This window comes from Flavobacterium sp. RHBU_24 (assembly GCF_046613695.1).
In the GTDB taxonomy this organism is placed as follows: domain Bacteria; phylum Bacteroidota; class Bacteroidia; order Flavobacteriales; family Flavobacteriaceae; genus Flavobacterium.
Genome location: NZ_JBKJHD010000002.1, coordinates 378,105 through 394,798, shown reverse-complemented (window position 1 = coordinate 394,798; position 16,694 = coordinate 378,105). Strand labels below are relative to the sequence as shown.

The 16,694-nt window shown below is 43.8% G+C and carries 18 protein-coding genes; 9 read left to right on the top strand and 9 right to left on the bottom strand.

The genetic code is table 11. The annotated features are described in order from the left end of the window. Nucleotides 1-148: 148 nt before the first annotated feature. From ACLI09_RS04275 to xrtF, 4 genes are all read right to left on the bottom strand, one after another. A complete protein-coding gene (locus ACLI09_RS04275) occupies nt 149-2,401 on the bottom strand; it encodes a TonB-dependent receptor domain-containing protein (protein WP_411418344.1) in 2,253 nt (750 codons plus the stop codon). Nucleotides 2,402-2,472: 71 nt separating this feature from the next. Beyond that, on the bottom strand, nt 2,473-2,898 hold the full coding sequence (locus tag ACLI09_RS04270) for an HYC_CC_PP family protein (RefSeq protein ID WP_411418343.1): 426 nt from the start codon (nt 2,896-2,898) through the stop codon (nt 2,473-2,475). Between the two features lie 82 nt (nt 2,899-2,980). Beyond that, nucleotides 2,981-3,424, bottom strand: coding sequence for an exosortase F system-associated membrane protein (locus ACLI09_RS04265; protein ID WP_411418342.1), 444 nt, complete (start codon nt 3,422-3,424; stop codon nt 2,981-2,983). Further along, nucleotides 3,402-3,953: an exosortase family protein XrtF gene (gene xrtF, locus ACLI09_RS04260; protein ID WP_411418341.1), complete on the bottom strand. Its 552-nt coding sequence runs from the start codon at nt 3,951-3,953 to the stop codon at nt 3,402-3,404. The genes ACLI09_RS04265 and xrtF overlap by 23 nt, the downstream gene beginning before the upstream one ends. A gap of 80 nt (nt 3,954-4,033) precedes the next feature. On the opposite strand from xrtF, the gene ACLI09_RS04255 reads away from it, so the two are divergent. From ACLI09_RS04255 to ACLI09_RS04245, 3 genes are all read left to right on the top strand, one after another. Continuing rightward, nucleotides 4,034-4,489 carry a GAF domain-containing protein gene (locus tag ACLI09_RS04255; protein ID WP_411418340.1) on the top strand — a complete coding sequence of 152 codons (456 nt, stop codon included), beginning with the start codon at nt 4,034-4,036 and terminating at the stop codon, nt 4,487-4,489. Nucleotides 4,490-4,660: 171 nt separating this feature from the next. Continuing rightward, nucleotides 4,661-4,930: a 30S ribosomal protein S15 gene (gene rpsO / locus ACLI09_RS04250; protein ID WP_411418339.1), complete on the top strand. Its 270-nt coding sequence runs from the start codon at nt 4,661-4,663 to the stop codon at nt 4,928-4,930. A 146-nt stretch (nt 4,931-5,076) separates the two neighbouring features. Next, nucleotides 5,077-7,407: a polyribonucleotide nucleotidyltransferase gene (locus tag ACLI09_RS04245; RefSeq protein WP_411418338.1), complete on the top strand. Its 2,331-nt coding sequence runs from the start codon at nt 5,077-5,079 to the stop codon at nt 7,405-7,407. A 107-nt stretch (nt 7,408-7,514) separates the two neighbouring features. On the opposite strand, the gene ACLI09_RS04240 is transcribed toward ACLI09_RS04245, so the two are convergent. Together ACLI09_RS04240 and ACLI09_RS04235 are read right to left on the bottom strand one after the other, a co-directional pair. Further along, a complete protein-coding gene (locus ACLI09_RS04240; RefSeq protein ID WP_411418337.1) occupies nt 7,515-8,117 on the bottom strand; it encodes a CDP-alcohol phosphatidyltransferase family protein in 603 nt (200 codons plus the stop codon). 86 nt (nt 8,118-8,203) lie between these two features. After that, entirely contained in the window at nt 8,204-8,962 is a 759-nt protein-coding gene (locus ACLI09_RS04235) for an LA_2272 family surface repeat-containing protein (protein ID WP_411418336.1), read from the bottom strand. 128 nt (nt 8,963-9,090) lie between these two features. Between ACLI09_RS04235 and ACLI09_RS04230 the strand changes: the two genes are divergently transcribed. After that, on the top strand, nt 9,091-10,050 hold the full coding sequence (locus ACLI09_RS04230; protein ID WP_411418335.1) for a hypothetical protein: 960 nt from the start codon (nt 9,091-9,093) through the stop codon (nt 10,048-10,050). 146 nt (nt 10,051-10,196) lie between these two features. Here ACLI09_RS04230 and ACLI09_RS04225 read toward each other — a convergent pair whose 3' ends face one another. Then, nucleotides 10,197-11,075: a hypothetical protein gene (locus tag ACLI09_RS04225; RefSeq protein WP_411418334.1), complete on the bottom strand. Its 879-nt coding sequence runs from the start codon at nt 11,073-11,075 to the stop codon at nt 10,197-10,199. A 43-nt stretch (nt 11,076-11,118) separates the two neighbouring features. Here ACLI09_RS04225 and ACLI09_RS04220 point away from each other — a divergent pair, with 43 nt between their 5' ends. From ACLI09_RS04220 to ACLI09_RS04200, 5 genes are all read left to right on the top strand, one after another. After that, entirely contained in the window at nt 11,119-11,484 is a 366-nt protein-coding gene (locus ACLI09_RS04220; protein ID WP_411418333.1) for a TM2 domain-containing protein, read from the top strand. Between the two features lie 5 nt (nt 11,485-11,489). After that, entirely contained in the window at nt 11,490-11,804 is a 315-nt protein-coding gene (locus ACLI09_RS04215; RefSeq protein WP_411418332.1) for a DUF2752 domain-containing protein, read from the top strand. Between the two features lie 209 nt (nt 11,805-12,013). Then, complete coding sequence (locus ACLI09_RS04210) at nt 12,014-12,877, top strand: RNA polymerase sigma factor RpoD/SigA (RefSeq protein ID WP_128388312.1); 864 nt, start codon at nt 12,014-12,016, stop codon at nt 12,875-12,877. A 192-nt stretch (nt 12,878-13,069) separates the two neighbouring features. Continuing rightward, the gene (locus ACLI09_RS04205; RefSeq protein WP_411418331.1) at nt 13,070-13,696 is read left to right on the top strand and encodes a YiiX family permuted papain-like enzyme; all 627 of its coding nucleotides are present in this window, start codon (nt 13,070-13,072) and stop codon (nt 13,694-13,696) included. A 7-nt stretch (nt 13,697-13,703) separates the two neighbouring features. Beyond that, entirely contained in the window at nt 13,704-14,111 is a 408-nt protein-coding gene (locus ACLI09_RS04200; RefSeq protein WP_411418330.1) for a hypothetical protein, read from the top strand. Nucleotides 14,112-14,113: 2 nt separating this feature from the next. On the opposite strand, the gene ACLI09_RS04195 is transcribed toward ACLI09_RS04200, so the two are convergent. Both ACLI09_RS04195 and ACLI09_RS04190 read right to left on the bottom strand, forming a co-directional pair. Further along, on the bottom strand, nt 14,114-15,052 hold the full coding sequence (locus ACLI09_RS04195) for an NAD(P)H-dependent flavin oxidoreductase (RefSeq protein ID WP_411418329.1): 939 nt from the start codon (nt 15,050-15,052) through the stop codon (nt 14,114-14,116). 15 nt (nt 15,053-15,067) lie between these two features. Further along, complete coding sequence (locus ACLI09_RS04190) at nt 15,068-16,684, bottom strand: S8 family serine peptidase (protein ID WP_411418328.1); 1,617 nt, start codon at nt 16,682-16,684, stop codon at nt 15,068-15,070. Nucleotides 16,685-16,694 lie beyond the last annotated feature (10 nt).

Below are 16,694 nucleotides of genomic sequence, written 5' to 3'. Positions count from 1 at the left end.
AAGTTTTGCAAATAATGAGATTACTTCGTCAGTTCGGCTATCGCCTCGGGTGCCACGCTCCGTTCCTCCGCTCGCAATGACAAAACGCGCTGCCTTGGGAAGGAGTGTAGCTACTCCCTCTCCTTCGGAGAGGGCTGGGGAGAGGCCCCTACTTCACTTTAAACCGTAACCCCGCATAGTACATCTGCCCAAAAACAGGGCCGTATACCAGCGACGTATCAAAATATGAGCCAAAAGGTTCGTTAGCACCTAATATGGCATTTGTCTGCCTGTAGTTGCCAATGTTCTCACCGCCCACATATATTTCAAACACGCTACTAAAGCTGTGGGTTACCTGGGCATTAAGCGTTGCAAAAGCCGGCGAATAATCGCCCATCTGGTATCCGGCAGGGTTGCTCCCCGTGTACGGAAGCTTCTGTTTGCCCAGCCAGTTGTAGGTAAGGTCAAACTTCCATTGTTTACCGCCTTCGTGCACATGGGTTTCGTAGGCCGCATTGGCAAAAAAGCGGTGCTTTGCCTGTAGCGGCTTTTCTATACTGCCCAGCGATGCATAATCAGTCTTAATGTCATAATATTTGTAGGCAGTGCGGATGTTAAAGTGGCGTGTAAGTTCATAGTTCAGCTCCAGTTGCAGGCTGTTTGCATAACTCTTACCATCCAGGTTGTAAAACGACACTGCCCGTGGCGAATTAAACACATCTACCACCACCTGGTTTTGGAAATCAGTACGGTAAAAGTCTACGGTAAATTCGGCATTTTTATTAAATACCGGGAAGTTTTGCGTAAAGCTAAGCCCGTAGTTCCATGCGATTTCGGGGTCAAGCCCATAAAGCTTCCCTCCTGCTGAGAAGATATTAAACGACCGCGATGAGCCGAAATACTGCTGGTTCTCCGCAAAGATATTAGCAGCCCGCTTGCCCCTTCCGGCAGAAACACGCAGTGTACCGCTTTCCCACGGGTTGTAGCGCAGGTGCAGGCGTGGCGTGGCAAAGGCGCCCAGGCGGTTGCTCACGTCAAAACGGCCACCAAGCACAAGGCTGAAATTATCAGCGTTATCATAGGTATATTCGGCAAATACACCCACTGAGTTATCTATACGGTCATAATCGCTGCCGTTTGCATTGAAACGGATAAAGACACGTTCATCATAATTGTCATATGCGGCGTTAGCTCCTATTGCAAATTTATTAAGCGTATTGTCTATAATCGAATTGAATATCAGGTTGGCATAGCCGCTTTTCTGGGCGATGTTGTATTTATTAAAGCCAAAGTACGATTCCTGGTTGTGGTAGTTAAACGCCGTTTGCAGGCCAATGCTCTGGTAAGGCATATCGGGCCAAACATAGCCCAGCTTGGTCGAAACATCCACTTTATCGGTATTTATCTCGCTGCCCCAGTGATTTGTGGTAAACTTGTCCCTGTCCGGGTCAAAATCTACCTGCCCGGCCTGCTTTTCATCCTTCATGTAACGCAGGTTGATAAAGCTAACCCAGCCTTTTTCGGCATCTATATACTGCCAGCGGTTCATTACATTAATTTGCTTTGCCAATGGATTATCAAGGAAACCATCGTTGTTCATATCGTACTTGCCCACTCGGGTGTTACCGTGTGCAAACAGTGAGGTACTCCATTTATCAGAAACCTTTTTAGTAAAATGGGTGTTGAGCTCGTAGCGCCCACCCATTCCCGCGTAGGCATTCAGGAAAAACGGGTCGCCATTTACGGGCTTTATCAATTCGTAGTTTATTTGCCCTGAGATACTTTCATAACCGTTTATAACCGGCCCGGCACCCTTGGTTACCTGTATGCTTTCTACCCACGTGCCCGGCACAAAGGTAAGCCCGTAGGCCTGGCTGGCACCACGCACCGCAGGTATATTTTCTTCTGCTATCAGAAGGTATGGGCTTGTAAGGCCCAGCATGCGTATCTGGCGTGTACCGGTAAGGGCATCGCTAAAATTAACGTCGATAGACGGATTGGTTTCAAAGCTTTCGGCCACGTTACAGCAGGCCGCTTTAAGTAGCTCACGGCTGCCCATGGTACTGGTGTTAGTGGCGCTTACCATGCTACGGCGGGTACTGGCCAGGGTTTTGTCGAGTATCACTTCGCCCAGTACCCTGTTATCAGGTACTAACTGGTGGTTAATATATTGTGGTGACATGATGTGAAGGGTATCGGTTTTATAGCCAACATAGCTTATAATTAGCATCATGTTTTCTGTAGAATAGGGTATTTCAAATGTTCCATCCTCAACAGTAGAGGTGGTAATGGAAGTATTTTCCCAAACTACTCCGGCTCCGGGCAGGGGCTGCTTATTTTCATCGAGCACCTTGCCTTTTACGGTTTCCTGCGCCTGCATAAAAACAGGCAGCAGCAATAAAATAATGATTATTTTATGCATAAAAGTATTTTAATATTAATGATAAGATAGCTAGCCCAAAGGTTGGGAAGCTTATTTCATAAATATTAAAATCAGGCGTATAAAACGTACTGGCAATAGAGTTTGTAGAGGGGAGGCGCGTTACTATCGGCATAAAAAGACGGGCTGTCTTTTACTGTTACCGGCGCATCGGCATAAAAAATGGTTATCGGATGGTAAACATCTACAGCATAAAACACCCCAAGGTCGAGCTGGAGCGATTTGGTTATCGCGGTATCGGTCTTATCCTGTAACTTAACGATGCTGTTTTTGCAGCAGCTTTTGTGGCTTTCGTTAGGTGCCGCACAGCAGGCGCCTTTTTTGGTTTCGGCTTTTTCTGCGCAGGCATCTTTTTGGCTGTATGCAAGTGTAACCGCCGAAACGCTGCCGTGGCAATAGTGCACATTAAGTGCCAGCCCTATATTGCTAAACAATATGAGCGCGGATAATAGTGCACCTATAAACCTTTTAAACTGCATGTTGCAAAGTTAGGTAAAATTGTACTATTGAGTTACTTTTTATTCCCATTAACAAATGGATAACGTAAATAAAAAAAGCTTTTTAATTTTTCTCCGCCACATACTTCTGGTAGTAAAACGCCGGCAGGAACAACAGTATAAACATGGGCTGTATTAAAAACCTCCGCAGGTAGAATATTGCCTTAAGCGGTGGGGCTTCCATTTGAAGTGTAATATATAGTGCAACCATAAGCACTATAAAAAATACAACATATAAAATTCCTGCAAGCCTTAGCATACCTGTATCTTTAAAAAACAGCCACATGATGCTTAGCGAAATTGATGTATTCAGGGCATAGCGAAAAAAATAATGCAGGAACAGTCTGCCTGTTTCGTAGTCCGGGATGGTTACTGCAACGTTGTGAAATGCCTTTATAAACGGATCGTAAAACAATGCATGCTCAAACAGGCGTACGCTTATAAGCAGCAGCGCTAATACTACTATACCCACCCATTGCACTGCGCTAAGTTGTAACTTTTTTGCCATTTTTGTAGAATTTAAGCACCCACAACACCCACAGTAAAAACACTACGCTATATATAAACACAGGGAATAATATATCGTGCATAAATCGTGTGTACTGTGGATAATAAAAAACGCCCATACTTATAAGGGCAATGCGCAGTATATTAAGTAAATGTATAACTACGATACCAGCCACAATATATAATGCTGTCCGTTTAAACCCGTTAGAAAATGCAACGATAAAAGCAGCAAAAAGTATCATTACGCTCACGGCATTACATCCTTCTACCACGCGGGCTACATATTTTTGGTTTACATAAAACCGATCGGATGCTTCGCGGGGGTGCTGCGTAAGGTGGGCTTCATCGCCAAAAAAGCGTACCAGCGCGGCAGTTTGCTTTGCTACGCTGTGCGTTATAGGGTCGGTTACCGGCACCTGCTCCTCATAACCTGTAAGGTACAGCATATACAGAGCAGACAAAACAATATATGCCAGTGCAAATTTGCCGAGAAACAGGAAGAAACTTTTGTTATTAGAAACAATTCCCAAGGGTAATTTTTTTTAACAAAAATATATAAAACAAAACAGCTTTACTACCTACTTTTGCGTTAAAATTTATTTTAAGCACTATGACATTCCAGGAATTAGAAATAAAAGTTACCGATATACTGCACCACGAAGAAACCATACGCGATGAAAAATTACTGCAAATATGCCACCTGCTAAGGGATAATATTGATTATTATGACTGGGTAGGGTTTTACTTTCGCAACGGCGAAAAGGAAGAGCTCATACTGGGCCCTTATGCCGGCGATGCTACAGACCATACGGTTATACCGTTTGGCAAAGGCATCTGCGGGCAGGTAGCCGTAAGCAACCAGAACTTTGTAGTGCCAGACGTTACGGCACAGGATAACTACATAGCCTGCAGCCTTACCGTAAAAAGCGAAATTGTAGTGCCCTTGTTTGTAGATGGCGTTAACATAGGCCAGATAGACATAGATTCTGAAGTGCTGGATGCCTTTACCGACCTTGACGAACGCTTTTTAGAGTTTGTGAATAAGGAAGTTGCTAAACTATTCTGATTTGTTTCAGGTTTCAGGTTTAAAGTTTCAGGTTGCAACTGTTACGGCTGAGTGAGAACTTGAAACCTTAAACTTTAAACCTGAAACTATTGCGCGCTATAAAAAATTGTTTACCTTTGCAGCCAAATCAGGGAAACCTGAATACATAATAATCATTTTAATAATATTAGCATGTACTTAACTAAAGAAGTAAAAGCGGAAATTTTCGCAAAACACGGTAAATCAGCAAACGACACCGGAACTGCTGAAGGCCAGATTGCCCTGTTCACTTTCAGGATTAACCACCTTACTGAGCACCTTAAAAAAAATCGTCATGATTATAATACTGAGCGCTCTCTTGTAAAACTGGTAGGTAAAAGAAGGAGTCTTCTTGATTACCTTAAGAAAACTGAGATTAACAGATATCGTGAGATTATCAAAGAACTAAACATCAGGAAATAATCGAGATGAGAAGAGGTGCCCGCGCGCCTCTTTTTGTTTTTACATAAAGTTGAATAAAAAGTTTTGGTTTTTCATTGGGTACTAAGCAACTACTACAACAACACAACAAACAACAACCCATTGTTTAATCAAAAGAATAAAAACGTATGATTCCAAACGTTATTAAAGAGACCATCGATTTAGGAGATGGACGTACCATAACTATAGAGACCGGTAAGCTTGCCAAGCAGGCAGACGGTGCTGTAGTGGTACAAATGGGCAATGCCATGCTGCTTGCCACTGTGGTAAGCGCACGCAGCGCCAGCCCGGGCATCGACTTTTTGCCCCTAACCCTTGATTACCGCGAAAAATTTGCCGCTGCCGGACGTTTCCCAGGCGGATTTTTTAAGCGCGAAGCAAGGCCAAGCGACGGAGAAGTATTAACCATGAGGTTAGTAGACCGCGTATTACGCCCACTTTTCCCTAAAGATTACCATGCCGAAACGCAGGTAATGATTCAGTTGATGAGCCACGATGACGAAGTTATGCCGGATGCCCTTGCGGGCCTTGCAGCTTCGGCAGCGCTTTCTATCTCTGACCTGCCTTTTGAAACCCTGATTTCTGAAGTGCGCGTAGCCAGGATAGACGGACAGTTTATCATCAACCCGAGCAAAGCCCAGCTGGAGCAGTCTGACATCGATATGATGATAGGCGCGTCTATGGACTCAATTGCCATGGTTGAGGGCGAAATGAAAGAGATATCTGAACTTGAAATGATTGAGGCCATTAAATTTGCGCACGAGGCCATTAAAGTACAGATTGCCGCACAGGAAAGGCTACAGGCTGCTGTAGGTAAAAAAGAAGTACGCACCTATGAAGAAGAGCGTAACGACGATACCGTACTTGCAAAAGTAAAAGAACTTGCATACGATAAATATTTTGCCATAGCCAGCGAAGGCTCTGCAAAACATGAGCGCAGCGAAAAATTTGCCGCCGTTAAAGAAGAGGTTAAGGCATTATTTACCGAAGAGGAGCTTATTGAAAACGGCGACCTTATAAGTAAATACCTTAGCAAAGTAAACAAAGAGGCCGTGCGTAACGTTATACTTGATAACGGCACACGCCTTGACGGACGTAAGACTAACGAAATACGCCCTATATGGTGTGAGGTAGATTACCTGCCGTCTACACATGGTTCGGCTCTGTTTACAAGGGGCGAAACCCAGGCGCTTGCCACGGTAACCCTTGGTACATCGCGTGAAGCTAACATTATTGACAGGCCTACAGAGCAGGGCGAAGAGAAATTCTACCTGCACTATAACTTCCCTCCTTTCTCTACCGGCGAAGCTAAACCGCTACGTGGTACATCTAGGCGTGAAGTGGGCCACGGTAACCTTGCCCAGCGTGCGCTTAAAAACATGATACCGGACGAGAATCCGTATACAGTACGTGTAGTATCTGAAGTATTAGAATCTAATGGTTCATCTTCAATGGCTACCGTATGTGCGGGCACGCTTGCGCTTATGGATGCGGGTATCCAAATGAAAAAACCGGTATCGGGTATTGCTATGGGCCTTATCTCTGATGACGAAACCGGCCGTTGGGCTGTACTTTCTGACATCCTGGGCGACGAAGACCACCTTGGTGATATGGACTTTAAAGTAACCGGAACGGCTGATGGTATTACCGCCTGCCAGATGGACATCAAAATTAAAGGGCTTAAGTATGAAATAATGGAGAAAGCCCTTGAACAGGCACGCGACGGACGCCTTCATATCCTTGGTAAACTGGTAGAAGTACTGGATGCTCCAAGGCCGGAGGTTAAACGCCACTCTCCTAAAATTATTAAAGTTACCATTCCGGGTGCATTCATCGGGGCACTTATCGGCCCTGGAGGAAAAGTTATCCAGGAACTTCAAAAAGCTACCGGTACTACTATCGTTATCAACGAGGTAGACGAGCAAGGCGAAGTAGAAATCCTTGGTACAAGCCCCGAAGGCATACAAGCCGTACTTAATAAAATTGACTCTATCATCTTCAAGCCTACAGTGGGCGAAAGCTATACTGTAAAAGTTATTAAGCTGCTTGACTTTGGTGCAGTGGTAGAATATATTGATGCACCAGGCAACGAAGTATTGCTTCACGTAAGCGAACTTGACTGGGCGCGTACAGAAAATGTAACCGATGTTGTAAACATGGGCGATGTATTTGATGTAAAATATATAGGCATCGACCCTAAAACCCGTAAGGAAAAAGTATCGCGCAAAGCGCTGATGCCAAAACCTGAAGGTTACAAAGAGCGTCCGCCGCGCGAAGACCGCCCAAGGGATGACCGTAACGACCGTGGCGGTTTCCGCGACAACCGTGGCGGTGGCCGTGACAACCGTGGAAACGGAAGGGATGACCGTAACTCACGTGACCGTGGCCCGCGCGAAGAGCGCAGGAACGATACGCCAAGAAACGAGAACAACGGCGGCGACACTAACCAGGAATCTTAGTTACTGAATAGGTTAATTCGATAAAAAACCTGCTACTGCAAAGTGGCAGGTTTTTTTGTTTAGGAATTGTCTCGTCCTAAATTATAGAGGGTCTGATAAGATTGTGCCTACCCGTTAAACAATTTATTCCGTTTTATGTGCCTCCCCTGCCTAATTTGCCAGGCGTGCCAGGCGCTGGGTACATCGTGTGTCCATTTTGGTAAAAATAAAATGATCAGGTACACATCGATGTGTGAAATGATACCAAAGATAATGGCCAGTGCCAGGAATATACCGCCGTACCCGAAGCCAATTATTGAGGTAAGTGCGGCAAATAGCGTAATGCCCCACCATTTGCTGAGCAGCGCGTGGGTACAGGTTTCTTTACCAAATTTAAGGAAACTGAAAAGATAGGTTAACCCCTCCATTACAAAAATCGTAATGATGGCATACTTATTATCTGTAATAATTTCGGGGTTCAGCAACCATCCGCACCAGCCGGCGCATACCCAAAATACGAGGTCGGTCTGGCTGTCCATACGGCGTAGCGTGGCGGTGCTCATGTTGTGGTTACGGGCAATGATACCATCAAAAATATCTGACAATATGCCCAGAAGCAGCATTAAAAATAACAGCAAACGAACTGTAGCACCATAATTATAAGTTAGGGCTATCATGGCTGGGCCTAAAAGCAGGCGGAAGCCAATAAGGATGTAGGGAAGGTGTTTCATTTTTATTTAATGCCGCTGAGCTGCTAAGTTGCTTAGCTTCTGAGCAGCCCAGCGGCTTAGTGGCTCAGGAGCTAAAGTAACTTTTATCAAAAACTCCAGTTCACGAACGGCATCGACCGTTTTTCGTTAATATTCCATAATCCTATCTGTATACCACGGAGTTTTTTGGTACGGTTAACAAGGCCTATCTGTAATCCGCGGAATTGTTCAGGCTTACTGATAATGCCATTGCATACCCCCAGCATGAGGCCGTCAAAATATTTGTATTCGTTAAACCAAAAAGCCACGTGCAGCCCCCTGCCCCTGTATACTTCTGTTTGGTAGCCGCCTACCATAAGGCCATTACTATATAGCGCACCGGAATTAAAGAGCGATAACTGTATGCCGTTATTTTTAAAAGCGTAATTAGCCATCCCGCCTATAGATATTCCATTGGTATTTTTAAGTGACTGACCTACCGCCGAAATGGTAACACCATTTACATCAGCAAAAGCATTGGTGCCACAGCTCAGGTTGATACCGTTTATCACCTCGTTTGGAATCTTTTTGGCGAAAGCCGCATAGTCTTTTTCGTCATTTGGATAATTAACCCGGTCTACCGGAAAGATGAGGGTAAAGAACAGCAGCGACTGCGATATAGGTTCGATACGGATGCCGTTTGAACGTACGCTAACTGTATCAGAACCTGTATAAGTATCAGATCCGATACCTACAGATAATCCATAAATATCGCTATTCCCTGTAGTGTAGAGGCCTACAGGAAAACGGGTTTTCCTGTCCTGGGCCGCTGCGCTCTGCGCCGCCATGAGTGTGGGTAGTGTGAGTAACATAAGTAAGGTTTTCATTTGTTGGTTATAGTATATAGGGCATTTAATTATTTTGCATTTTGTAATATCAAATCTATTGTGAATAAAACAAATACACTTGCGGCAATCAATTAACTTTATCGTTACATTTGTGAAAATCGCAAAATATGCAAAATCAGGAAAAGCTCATCCGTGAAATACGGAACCGTGTGCGCGAAAGCGTATCGCTTATAGATGAGTTGGCTTCGGTATTGGAAATAAGCTATGATGCCGCACACCGTCGGCTTTCGATGAAAAGTAAATTTACTATTGAAGAAGCAGTGCGGCTTTGCGCCTACTATAAACTGAGTATGGACAGTCTTTTTGTGCAGCCGGGAAAAGTAATTGCGGAAAAAACCGCCGAAATTCGCTCTTTGGCCGATATGGAAACCTACCTGAAGCAATCGCTGGACAACATAAGCCCTTTTGCAGCCCTGCCCGGCGCGCAAATGTATTATTCCTCAAAAGATATACCCCTGTTTTATACCATCGGCGGCACAATGCTGAGCAAGTTTAAGCTGTATGTGTGGCTTACGCTGTTATCGGGCAATAATAATCCCGGCAGTTTTGAAGGTTTTGCGGTAACCACTGCCATGCAGCAGTACGGCCAGGCGCTAAAGGCAGTATATAACGCGCTTGAAGTACATGAAATTTGGAATGATACCACCATAAACAGCACCCTTCAGCAGGTTTATTATTTTTACCGCTCCGGCCTGCTTACCCTTAATAACGTGCTGTTACTGCTGGCTGACCTTGAAAAGCTGCTGCAAACCGTTGAAGATAAATGCAGCGATAACACCGGGCGCTACCATTTATATTATAACGAGTTGCTGATATTAAACAATAATGTACTAATAACCGCGCCACAACAGCATGCACTCTTTGTCCCCTATACAATGCTGGGTTATTTTATTACCGCCGATGGCGAAACCTGTGCCCATGCCGCTACATTTTTTAAGCAGCAGTTAAAAAATTCAATGGCCTTAAATACCAGCGGCACCCGCGACCGTAAGGTATTTTTTAACCGTGCCGCCCAAAAAATATCTCACTATAGGGAGCGTATGAAGGGTGACCCTGATTTTTTTTAAATATTTTTTACGCAGCGGGTAACCTTTATACCTTAAAATTATAGGGGAATAGTTTTAGTTAGGGTGTAAAGGATTTAATATCCTATCTAAAGACTGATTTATGCCCAAGTATGATTTTTTTGAGTACCATTGGACACCTTAACCCATTACTCATTTTTCTTAATAATAGTAATAAAAGTTTCTTCTCCTTTTTTAAGGCTTGATACCACCTCAAAAACGTGTTCATTATCTACAACTTTTAACATCGCAGTGTTAGGCGGTAAAATACCTTCGTTAACTGCTACAATTTTAAATACAGTAGTGCTTTTTATACTTACGGGAATAATTTTTTTCGCTATTGTCACTTTGTAACCTGATAATATCAAAACATTGTCCTGGTAAACATCTATAAGGTCGCCATCTTCTTTTCCATTGTCCCATATCTCTAAATTCACCTGCGCCGATGAAGTAAATACATTCAGGTTTTGCCCTTTAATAATGTTGTTTACCTTAAGGCTGTCTAACAGGGTAATGGGGTTTGCCTTTTGCTTAACTGCCGCATCCACTTTATTGGATTTTTGCAGTTTCTTGTTTACCTTGCCCAGTATTTTATAAAGTGCGGCCGAACCAATAAGTGTAAGCGTACCGTCTATACACTTAGTATTATTTTTATAGAGGCCCTTGAAGCTGCCTTCCATAAGGCTCTTTTCGGTTACCAGCTTTACTTTTCCTGTAAAGTTTATAAAACAAAACATATCATTACTTACAGGAGATTTTGTATATAGTATGTCTTCTTCTCTAAAAGTAATCTCTTTTGTTTTTGCATTATACGTACCAGAAACCTTATTTTTTGTTTCATGCGCACCGCCAAGATCGGTTACAGAGTATCCTGTAAGCTTTCCGCTCTTTTCTGTAAACACCAGCCTGTAAGATATAACTGTTTTAGCATTACCATTTAACTTAACTGCACCAAGATATTCATACTTTTCCTGTGAAAAAAAAGTTAAGGATATCATAAAAAAAGTTAACGTTAGTATGGCTTTCATATTCTAAAATTTCTATATTTGGTGCAAACATAAATTATTTTATATGAAATTAAAATTATTATTTTCATTGATTGCCCTGCTGATGATATCGGTAACGGCTACGTATGCTTCTTTCCCGGTAGAGAAGACGACTACTAACAACGTAACAGTTGTTGAAGAGGCGCACAGTGCTGATGAGTTATCATCTCCTGCGGCGGCTGTAAGCGGTAAAAGCCAGCTTATTGCGCTACTGCTTGTAATTTTTGTGGGTGCACTTGGTATCCACCGTTTTTACCTTGGCTACACCTGGCAGGGTATTGTTCAGCTGCTTACTCTTGGAGGATGCGGTATCTGGGCGCTGATTGACCTTATCAGGATCATCACCGGCGACCTTGGGCCTAAGAATGGAAACTATTCTGAAACACTTTAATTAAGGTGGTTAGAAAGCTTGTTTTTTATACACGGGTTTGGGTCACTCTACTGGCTCCATTTGTATTGCTGATACTCCCCGCAGATTTTTTTGATCATGGCGAAAGCATTTGCCTTTCAAAATTACTTGCCGGAATAGAGTGCCCCGCATGCGGCCTTACAAGGGGCGTTATGCATTTTATACACTTTGAGTTTGAAAAAGCCTGGGACTTTAATAAAATTACTTTTTTAATTGTCCCACTGATGTTCCCTCTCTGGCTTAAAGCCTTTTATGAAGCAACAGGAAAAAAAATGCCCGCTGTAATGAGCAAGCACATGTAAATATAGTTTACCAATCAACAAGAAAGTACTATGAAACCCGGGCAGTAGTCCGGGTTTTATTTTACCGCCAACTATTACAAATCAACACATTGCACGAATAATCGAATTAACTTAAGTGTTAAATATTATTTTTCTGTTACAACTTTGTAACCTTTTTGCTGCTCATTACGTATAACTACTGAATATTTATATTAACTCAGGAATTTTACATGAGACAGTTAAAAATTACAAAGCAGGTTACTAACAGGGAAACTGCTTCATTAGACAAGTACCTCCAGGAAATTGGTAAAGTAGACCTTATTACGGCGGATGAGGAGGTAGAACTGGCACAGCGCATAAAAGCGGGCGACCAGAAAGCACTTGAAAAACTGACTAAAGCTAACCTTCGTTTTGTGGTATCGGTTGCAAAACAGTACCAAAACCAGGGGCTTACACTACCTGACCTTATAAACGAGGGTAACCTTGGCCTTATAAAAGCCGCACAGCGTTTTGACGAAACACGTGGTTTTAAATTCATTTCGTATGCCGTATGGTGGATTCGCCAGAGCATACTACAGGCACTTGCCGAGCAGTCGCGTATTGTAAGGCTTCCGCTTAACAAAATAGGCTCTATCAACAAAATCAACAAGATGTATGCCCTGCTTGAGCAAAGCAACGAGCGTGCACCATCTGCTGAGGAGATTGCCAAAGAGCTTGACATGACCGTTAACGACGTTAAGGAAAGCATGAAAAACAGTGGCCGCCACCTATCAATGGATGCGCCGCTTGTAGAAGGTGAAGATTCTAACCTGTATGACGTACTGCGTTCCGGTGAATCGCCAAACCCTGACAGGGAACTGATACACGAGTCTCTACGTACAGAGATAGAGCGCGCGCTTGAAACCCTTACCCCCCGTGAGGCCGATGTTGTAAGGCTTTACTTTGGTTTAGGCGACCAGCACCCAATGACTCTTGAGGAAATAGGCGAAACATTTGACCTTACCCGTGAGCGTGTGCGACAAATTAAAGAGAAGGCTATCAGGAGGTTAAAACATACTTCCCGTAGCAAAATCCTTAAAACCTATTTAGGTTAATAGCATATAAGTAAAAAAGCAACGCCGGAATTTTATATTTTAAATAAAATTTGTATTTTGGCGGTTCTTAACGCGCTTATAACGATTTAAAAATATATAACGCACCAACAGTTCAATAACTGTTCGTTTTTTGATTGATGATTGAACTCCGGCTGATTACCGGAGTTTTTTTGTTTTAACCAACCCATATTTATGAAGTATTACTATCTTGTGCTATTGGCATTAGCCTGCTTAGCCTGCAAAAGAAAACCTGAAGTTAACACTGCCTTGTTACGCAACGGCGATATCATTTTCCAAACCTCAACATCGGCGCAAAGCCAGGCCATACAGCTGGCTACGCATTCTAAATATTCGCATTGCGGCATTGTGTTTGAAGACAGCGGCAAATGGTTTGTATTTGAAGCCATACAGCCGGTAACCACCACACCGCTTGATAACTGGATAGTGCGGGGCGAAAAAAGCGCTTATGTTATAAAACGCCTTAAAGACACTACCCCACTTACACCTGAAGCGTTTAAAAAAATGAAAGCTTCCGCCCAAAAAATGACAGCTAAAGACTATGACCTGTATTTTGAGTGGAGCAATGACCGCATTTATTGCAGCGAGCTGGTTTGGAAACTGTATAAAGACGGCACCGGGCTTGAGGTAGGAAAACTAAAACATCTAAAGGATTTTGATTTAAGTAATGCAGCGGTACAGCAAAAGATGAAGGAGCGCTACGGCAATACTATCCCATTAGATGAAGCCGTGATTTCACCCGCTGAAATTTATGAAAGTGAGTTGCTAAAAACGGTAATTGGAGTAAATAAAGCACCGTAATTTGACAATGAAAAAGAGCGTTACCGGTACTATAGCCTTAATTGCAGTAATCTATGTATTGATGCAAAACTGTTCGGTTGACTTTATTTCTTCAATAATACCGGGCTGGCACACTACCATAATGCCTCCACTATTTATCACCAGTGTTGGAGGACTTTGGCTTATTGCAGTAGTGTTTATTTACTTTCTTATTCTGAAAAAAGAAACAAGCGATACTACTGCTTATATTTACGTGTTTATGACAGTACCGTTCCTCTTGTGCGATATATTACCGCTGCTGTATGATGTTTTCGGCCCAGTGATTATTGGTATTTACATCACGGTTTTCTGCATCACTATAATACCTTTTATCGTGGCACAAATAGTATTCGTGGTAAAATTGTTCGCTTACACGATTAAAGACCGGCGAACCTGATTTTAGAGCGATGTTACTTCGGTCTTAGCAGCCTCAAACTCCGCCATCATATCCTTTACAACTTGGGCAGCCGGTTTTATATCATTTATTAATCCGGCAATCTGGCCTATTTCAAGCTCGCCTTCGTCAAGGTCGCCCTCAAACATCCCTTTCTTGGCTCGGGCGCGTCCCAGCAAATTTTTAAGGTCGTCCGGTGTGGGTGATGTGGCGTAAAGCGCAACCACATCATTATAAAACTTATTTTTTATCAGCCTTACGGGAGCCAGCTCTTTCAGTGTAAGGTGGGTATCGCCATCCTGCGCTTGTACAACCGCCTGCTTAAACTTCTCATGAGATGATGCTTCGGGCGTAGCTACAAAGCGGCTGCCTACCTGTACGCCATCGGCACCCAGCACCATAGCTGCCAGCATACCCCTTCCCGTTGCTATGCCCCCCGCCGCAATAAGTGGAATTTGCAGTTTTTCTTTTACCATTGGTATAAGTGTAAAGGTGGTGGTTTCTTCCCGGCCGTTATGCCCCCCGGCTTCAAAGCCTTCGGCTACCACGGCATCTACCCCGGCTTCCTGCGCTTTCATGGCAAATTTTACACTGCTTACTACATGCACTACGGTAATGCCTTTCTCTTTTAAAAAAGCAGTCCACGTTTTAGGGTTGCCCGCGCTGGTAAACACAATCTTCACGCCCTCTTCCACAATAATATCCATTATTTCCTGGATACTAGGGTACAGCATGGGCACATTTACGCCAAAAGGCTTATCAGTAGCTGCCTTGCATTTTTGTATGTGTTCACGCAATACCTCCGGGTACATGGAACCCGCGCCTATAAGGCCCAGCCCACCGGCATTGCTCACGGCGCTGGCAAGCCTCCAGCCGCTGGCCCATATCATCCCGGCCTGTATTATAGGATATTGTATATTAAAAAGCTGGGTGATTTTATTCATGATTTTAGTAAGATGCTACTTTTTCACCAACTTCCCTGAAACACTTTTATCGCCGCATTCTATTGCGTAACTGTAAATACCGGTAGGCAATGCTTCAACAGAAACATACGAGTTGTCAAGTGTAATCGCCTTTTGAAATATTAGTTGACCGAGGCTATTATAAAGCATTATAATTCCTGAATCTATATCTTTAGGAAATGCTATCTTCACGACTGCCTCAGCAGGATTTGGGTACACCGAAAATGCATTTTTTGTAACTTCAGCAGTTCCTAAAGCCGACTGGTACGCTGCCCAAAAATCGGGGATGCCGTAGCCGTAAAACTCGTCGGGGTTATTATAACGGTCCGCGCTCTGGCGGATGAGCTGTAGCAATTCTGCATTGGTCAAGCCCGGTAACGCCTGCCACAAGCACGCAACAAGCCCCGCCGTTATGGGGCTACTAAAAGACGTACCGTTACCGGTGCCGATACTACCATCAAGGGTTGCATAGGTACTCCCCTGCCCCTGCGCCATTACATCAGGTTTTACACGTCCGTCGAAACTTGGCCCTATCGAACTAAATAAAGCATATTGTTCTGCACTGTCTACGGCACCCAGTGTAAGGGTGTTAAACGCATCTGCTGGTACGCCTATGTGCGGATTTTCTGTCGCACCACTGTTACCTGCAGAAGTAACCAGGAACATCCCTTTAGTAAACGCAATGTTTGCCCCCCGTGTTATAAATGCCGTCTGGCCGTCAATATCTTCGTATGTGTGGCTGTAAGCAGGGTTATCATATTCAAAATAGCCCAGCGATGTATTAATTATATCGGCACCCAGGCTGTCAGCGGCTTCGGCAGCTTCTACCCAATACGATTCTTCCACCGGGTTTTCGCTGGTTACATCTTCAGTAACAAAAAAGTAGTAAAAAGCGTTAGGCGCGGTTCCTACAAGTTCGCCCTCAACATACCCCGCCATAGTGCTTAATATCAGCGTACCGTGCGAGCCGCCCTGGTACACATTTTCAGATGCCGCAACATAATTATAGCCGCCCAGTACAAGGTTATTGTCATACAGGTTTTGCAGCGCCGGGGAGGTATCAGTATCAGGAAAACCTGCATCAAGCACGGCTATGGTCATGCCGGTACCTGTAAAATCGGCTTCATGCAGCAGGTGCCCGTTAAGCATCTGTATTTGCGATGCGGAGCCCCCATAAGCATATTCTGCCTGTATGTCTAACTGCTTATTGACCATGTTATGTTGTGAAACGTGGGCTGGCTTACCGGTGTCGCTAAGGTTATTACTTGCAAAATCTATAGATTCAACAAAACTAAGTTCAGCAAGCGCATTAATGTCCGATTCGGTACCGCGAATGTGCAGTGCGTTCAGCCACTTGCTTCTTGCCATTACGGTAATGCCGGGAGCATTTGTTACCGTATTTATGTAGCCCTGGTTTACCGGTACATCCGTTTCATCAAGCGCTATATTTTGTGCAGCCCGCCTGTCAAGCGCTTTTTGGGAAAGCATTTCCAGAGGGTTACCCATGTAATATGCGGCATCTGGCTTATCTGTAAAATATACCCAGGCATCTTCCTGGGCGTGTACCTGCACCCCTAAAGTGATAAAAATAATACCTAATAAAAATTGTTTCATACCGTGCAAT

Coding starts and splice junctions, on each gene's coding strand:
- ACLI09_RS04190 (WP_411418328.1), bottom strand. CDS start 16,684: ATGAAACAATTTTTATTAGGTATTATTTTTATCACTTTAGGGGTGCAG.
- rpsO (WP_411418339.1), top strand. CDS start 4,661: ATGTACTTAACTAAAGAAGTAAAAGCGGAAATTTTCGCAAAACACGGT.
- ACLI09_RS04245 (WP_411418338.1), top strand. CDS start 5,077: ATGATTCCAAACGTTATTAAAGAGACCATCGATTTAGGAGATGGACGT.
- ACLI09_RS04235 (WP_411418336.1), bottom strand. CDS start 8,962: ATGAAAACCTTACTTATGTTACTCACACTACCCACACTCATGGCGGCG.
- ACLI09_RS04270 (WP_411418343.1), bottom strand. CDS start 2,898: ATGCAGTTTAAAAGGTTTATAGGTGCACTATTATCCGCGCTCATATTG.
- ACLI09_RS04205 (WP_411418331.1), top strand. CDS start 13,070: ATGAAGTATTACTATCTTGTGCTATTGGCATTAGCCTGCTTAGCCTGC.
- ACLI09_RS04195 (WP_411418329.1), bottom strand. CDS start 15,052: ATGAATAAAATCACCCAGCTTTTTAATATACAATATCCTATAATACAG.
- ACLI09_RS04255 (WP_411418340.1), top strand. CDS start 4,034: ATGACATTCCAGGAATTAGAAATAAAAGTTACCGATATACTGCACCAC.
- ACLI09_RS04225 (WP_411418334.1), bottom strand. CDS start 11,075: ATGAAAGCCATACTAACGTTAACTTTTTTTATGATATCCTTAACTTTT.
- ACLI09_RS04230 (WP_411418335.1), top strand. CDS start 9,091: ATGCAAAATCAGGAAAAGCTCATCCGTGAAATACGGAACCGTGTGCGC.
- ACLI09_RS04200 (WP_411418330.1), top strand. CDS start 13,704: ATGAAAAAGAGCGTTACCGGTACTATAGCCTTAATTGCAGTAATCTAT.
- ACLI09_RS04220 (WP_411418333.1), top strand. CDS start 11,119: ATGAAATTAAAATTATTATTTTCATTGATTGCCCTGCTGATGATATCG.
- ACLI09_RS04240 (WP_411418337.1), bottom strand. CDS start 8,117: ATGAAACACCTTCCCTACATCCTTATTGGCTTCCGCCTGCTTTTAGGC.
- ACLI09_RS04275 (WP_411418344.1), bottom strand. CDS start 2,401: ATGCATAAAATAATCATTATTTTATTGCTGCTGCCTGTTTTTATGCAG.
- ACLI09_RS04210 (WP_128388312.1), top strand. CDS start 12,014: ATGAGACAGTTAAAAATTACAAAGCAGGTTACTAACAGGGAAACTGCT.
- ACLI09_RS04265 (WP_411418342.1), bottom strand. CDS start 3,424: ATGGCAAAAAAGTTACAACTTAGCGCAGTGCAATGGGTGGGTATAGTA.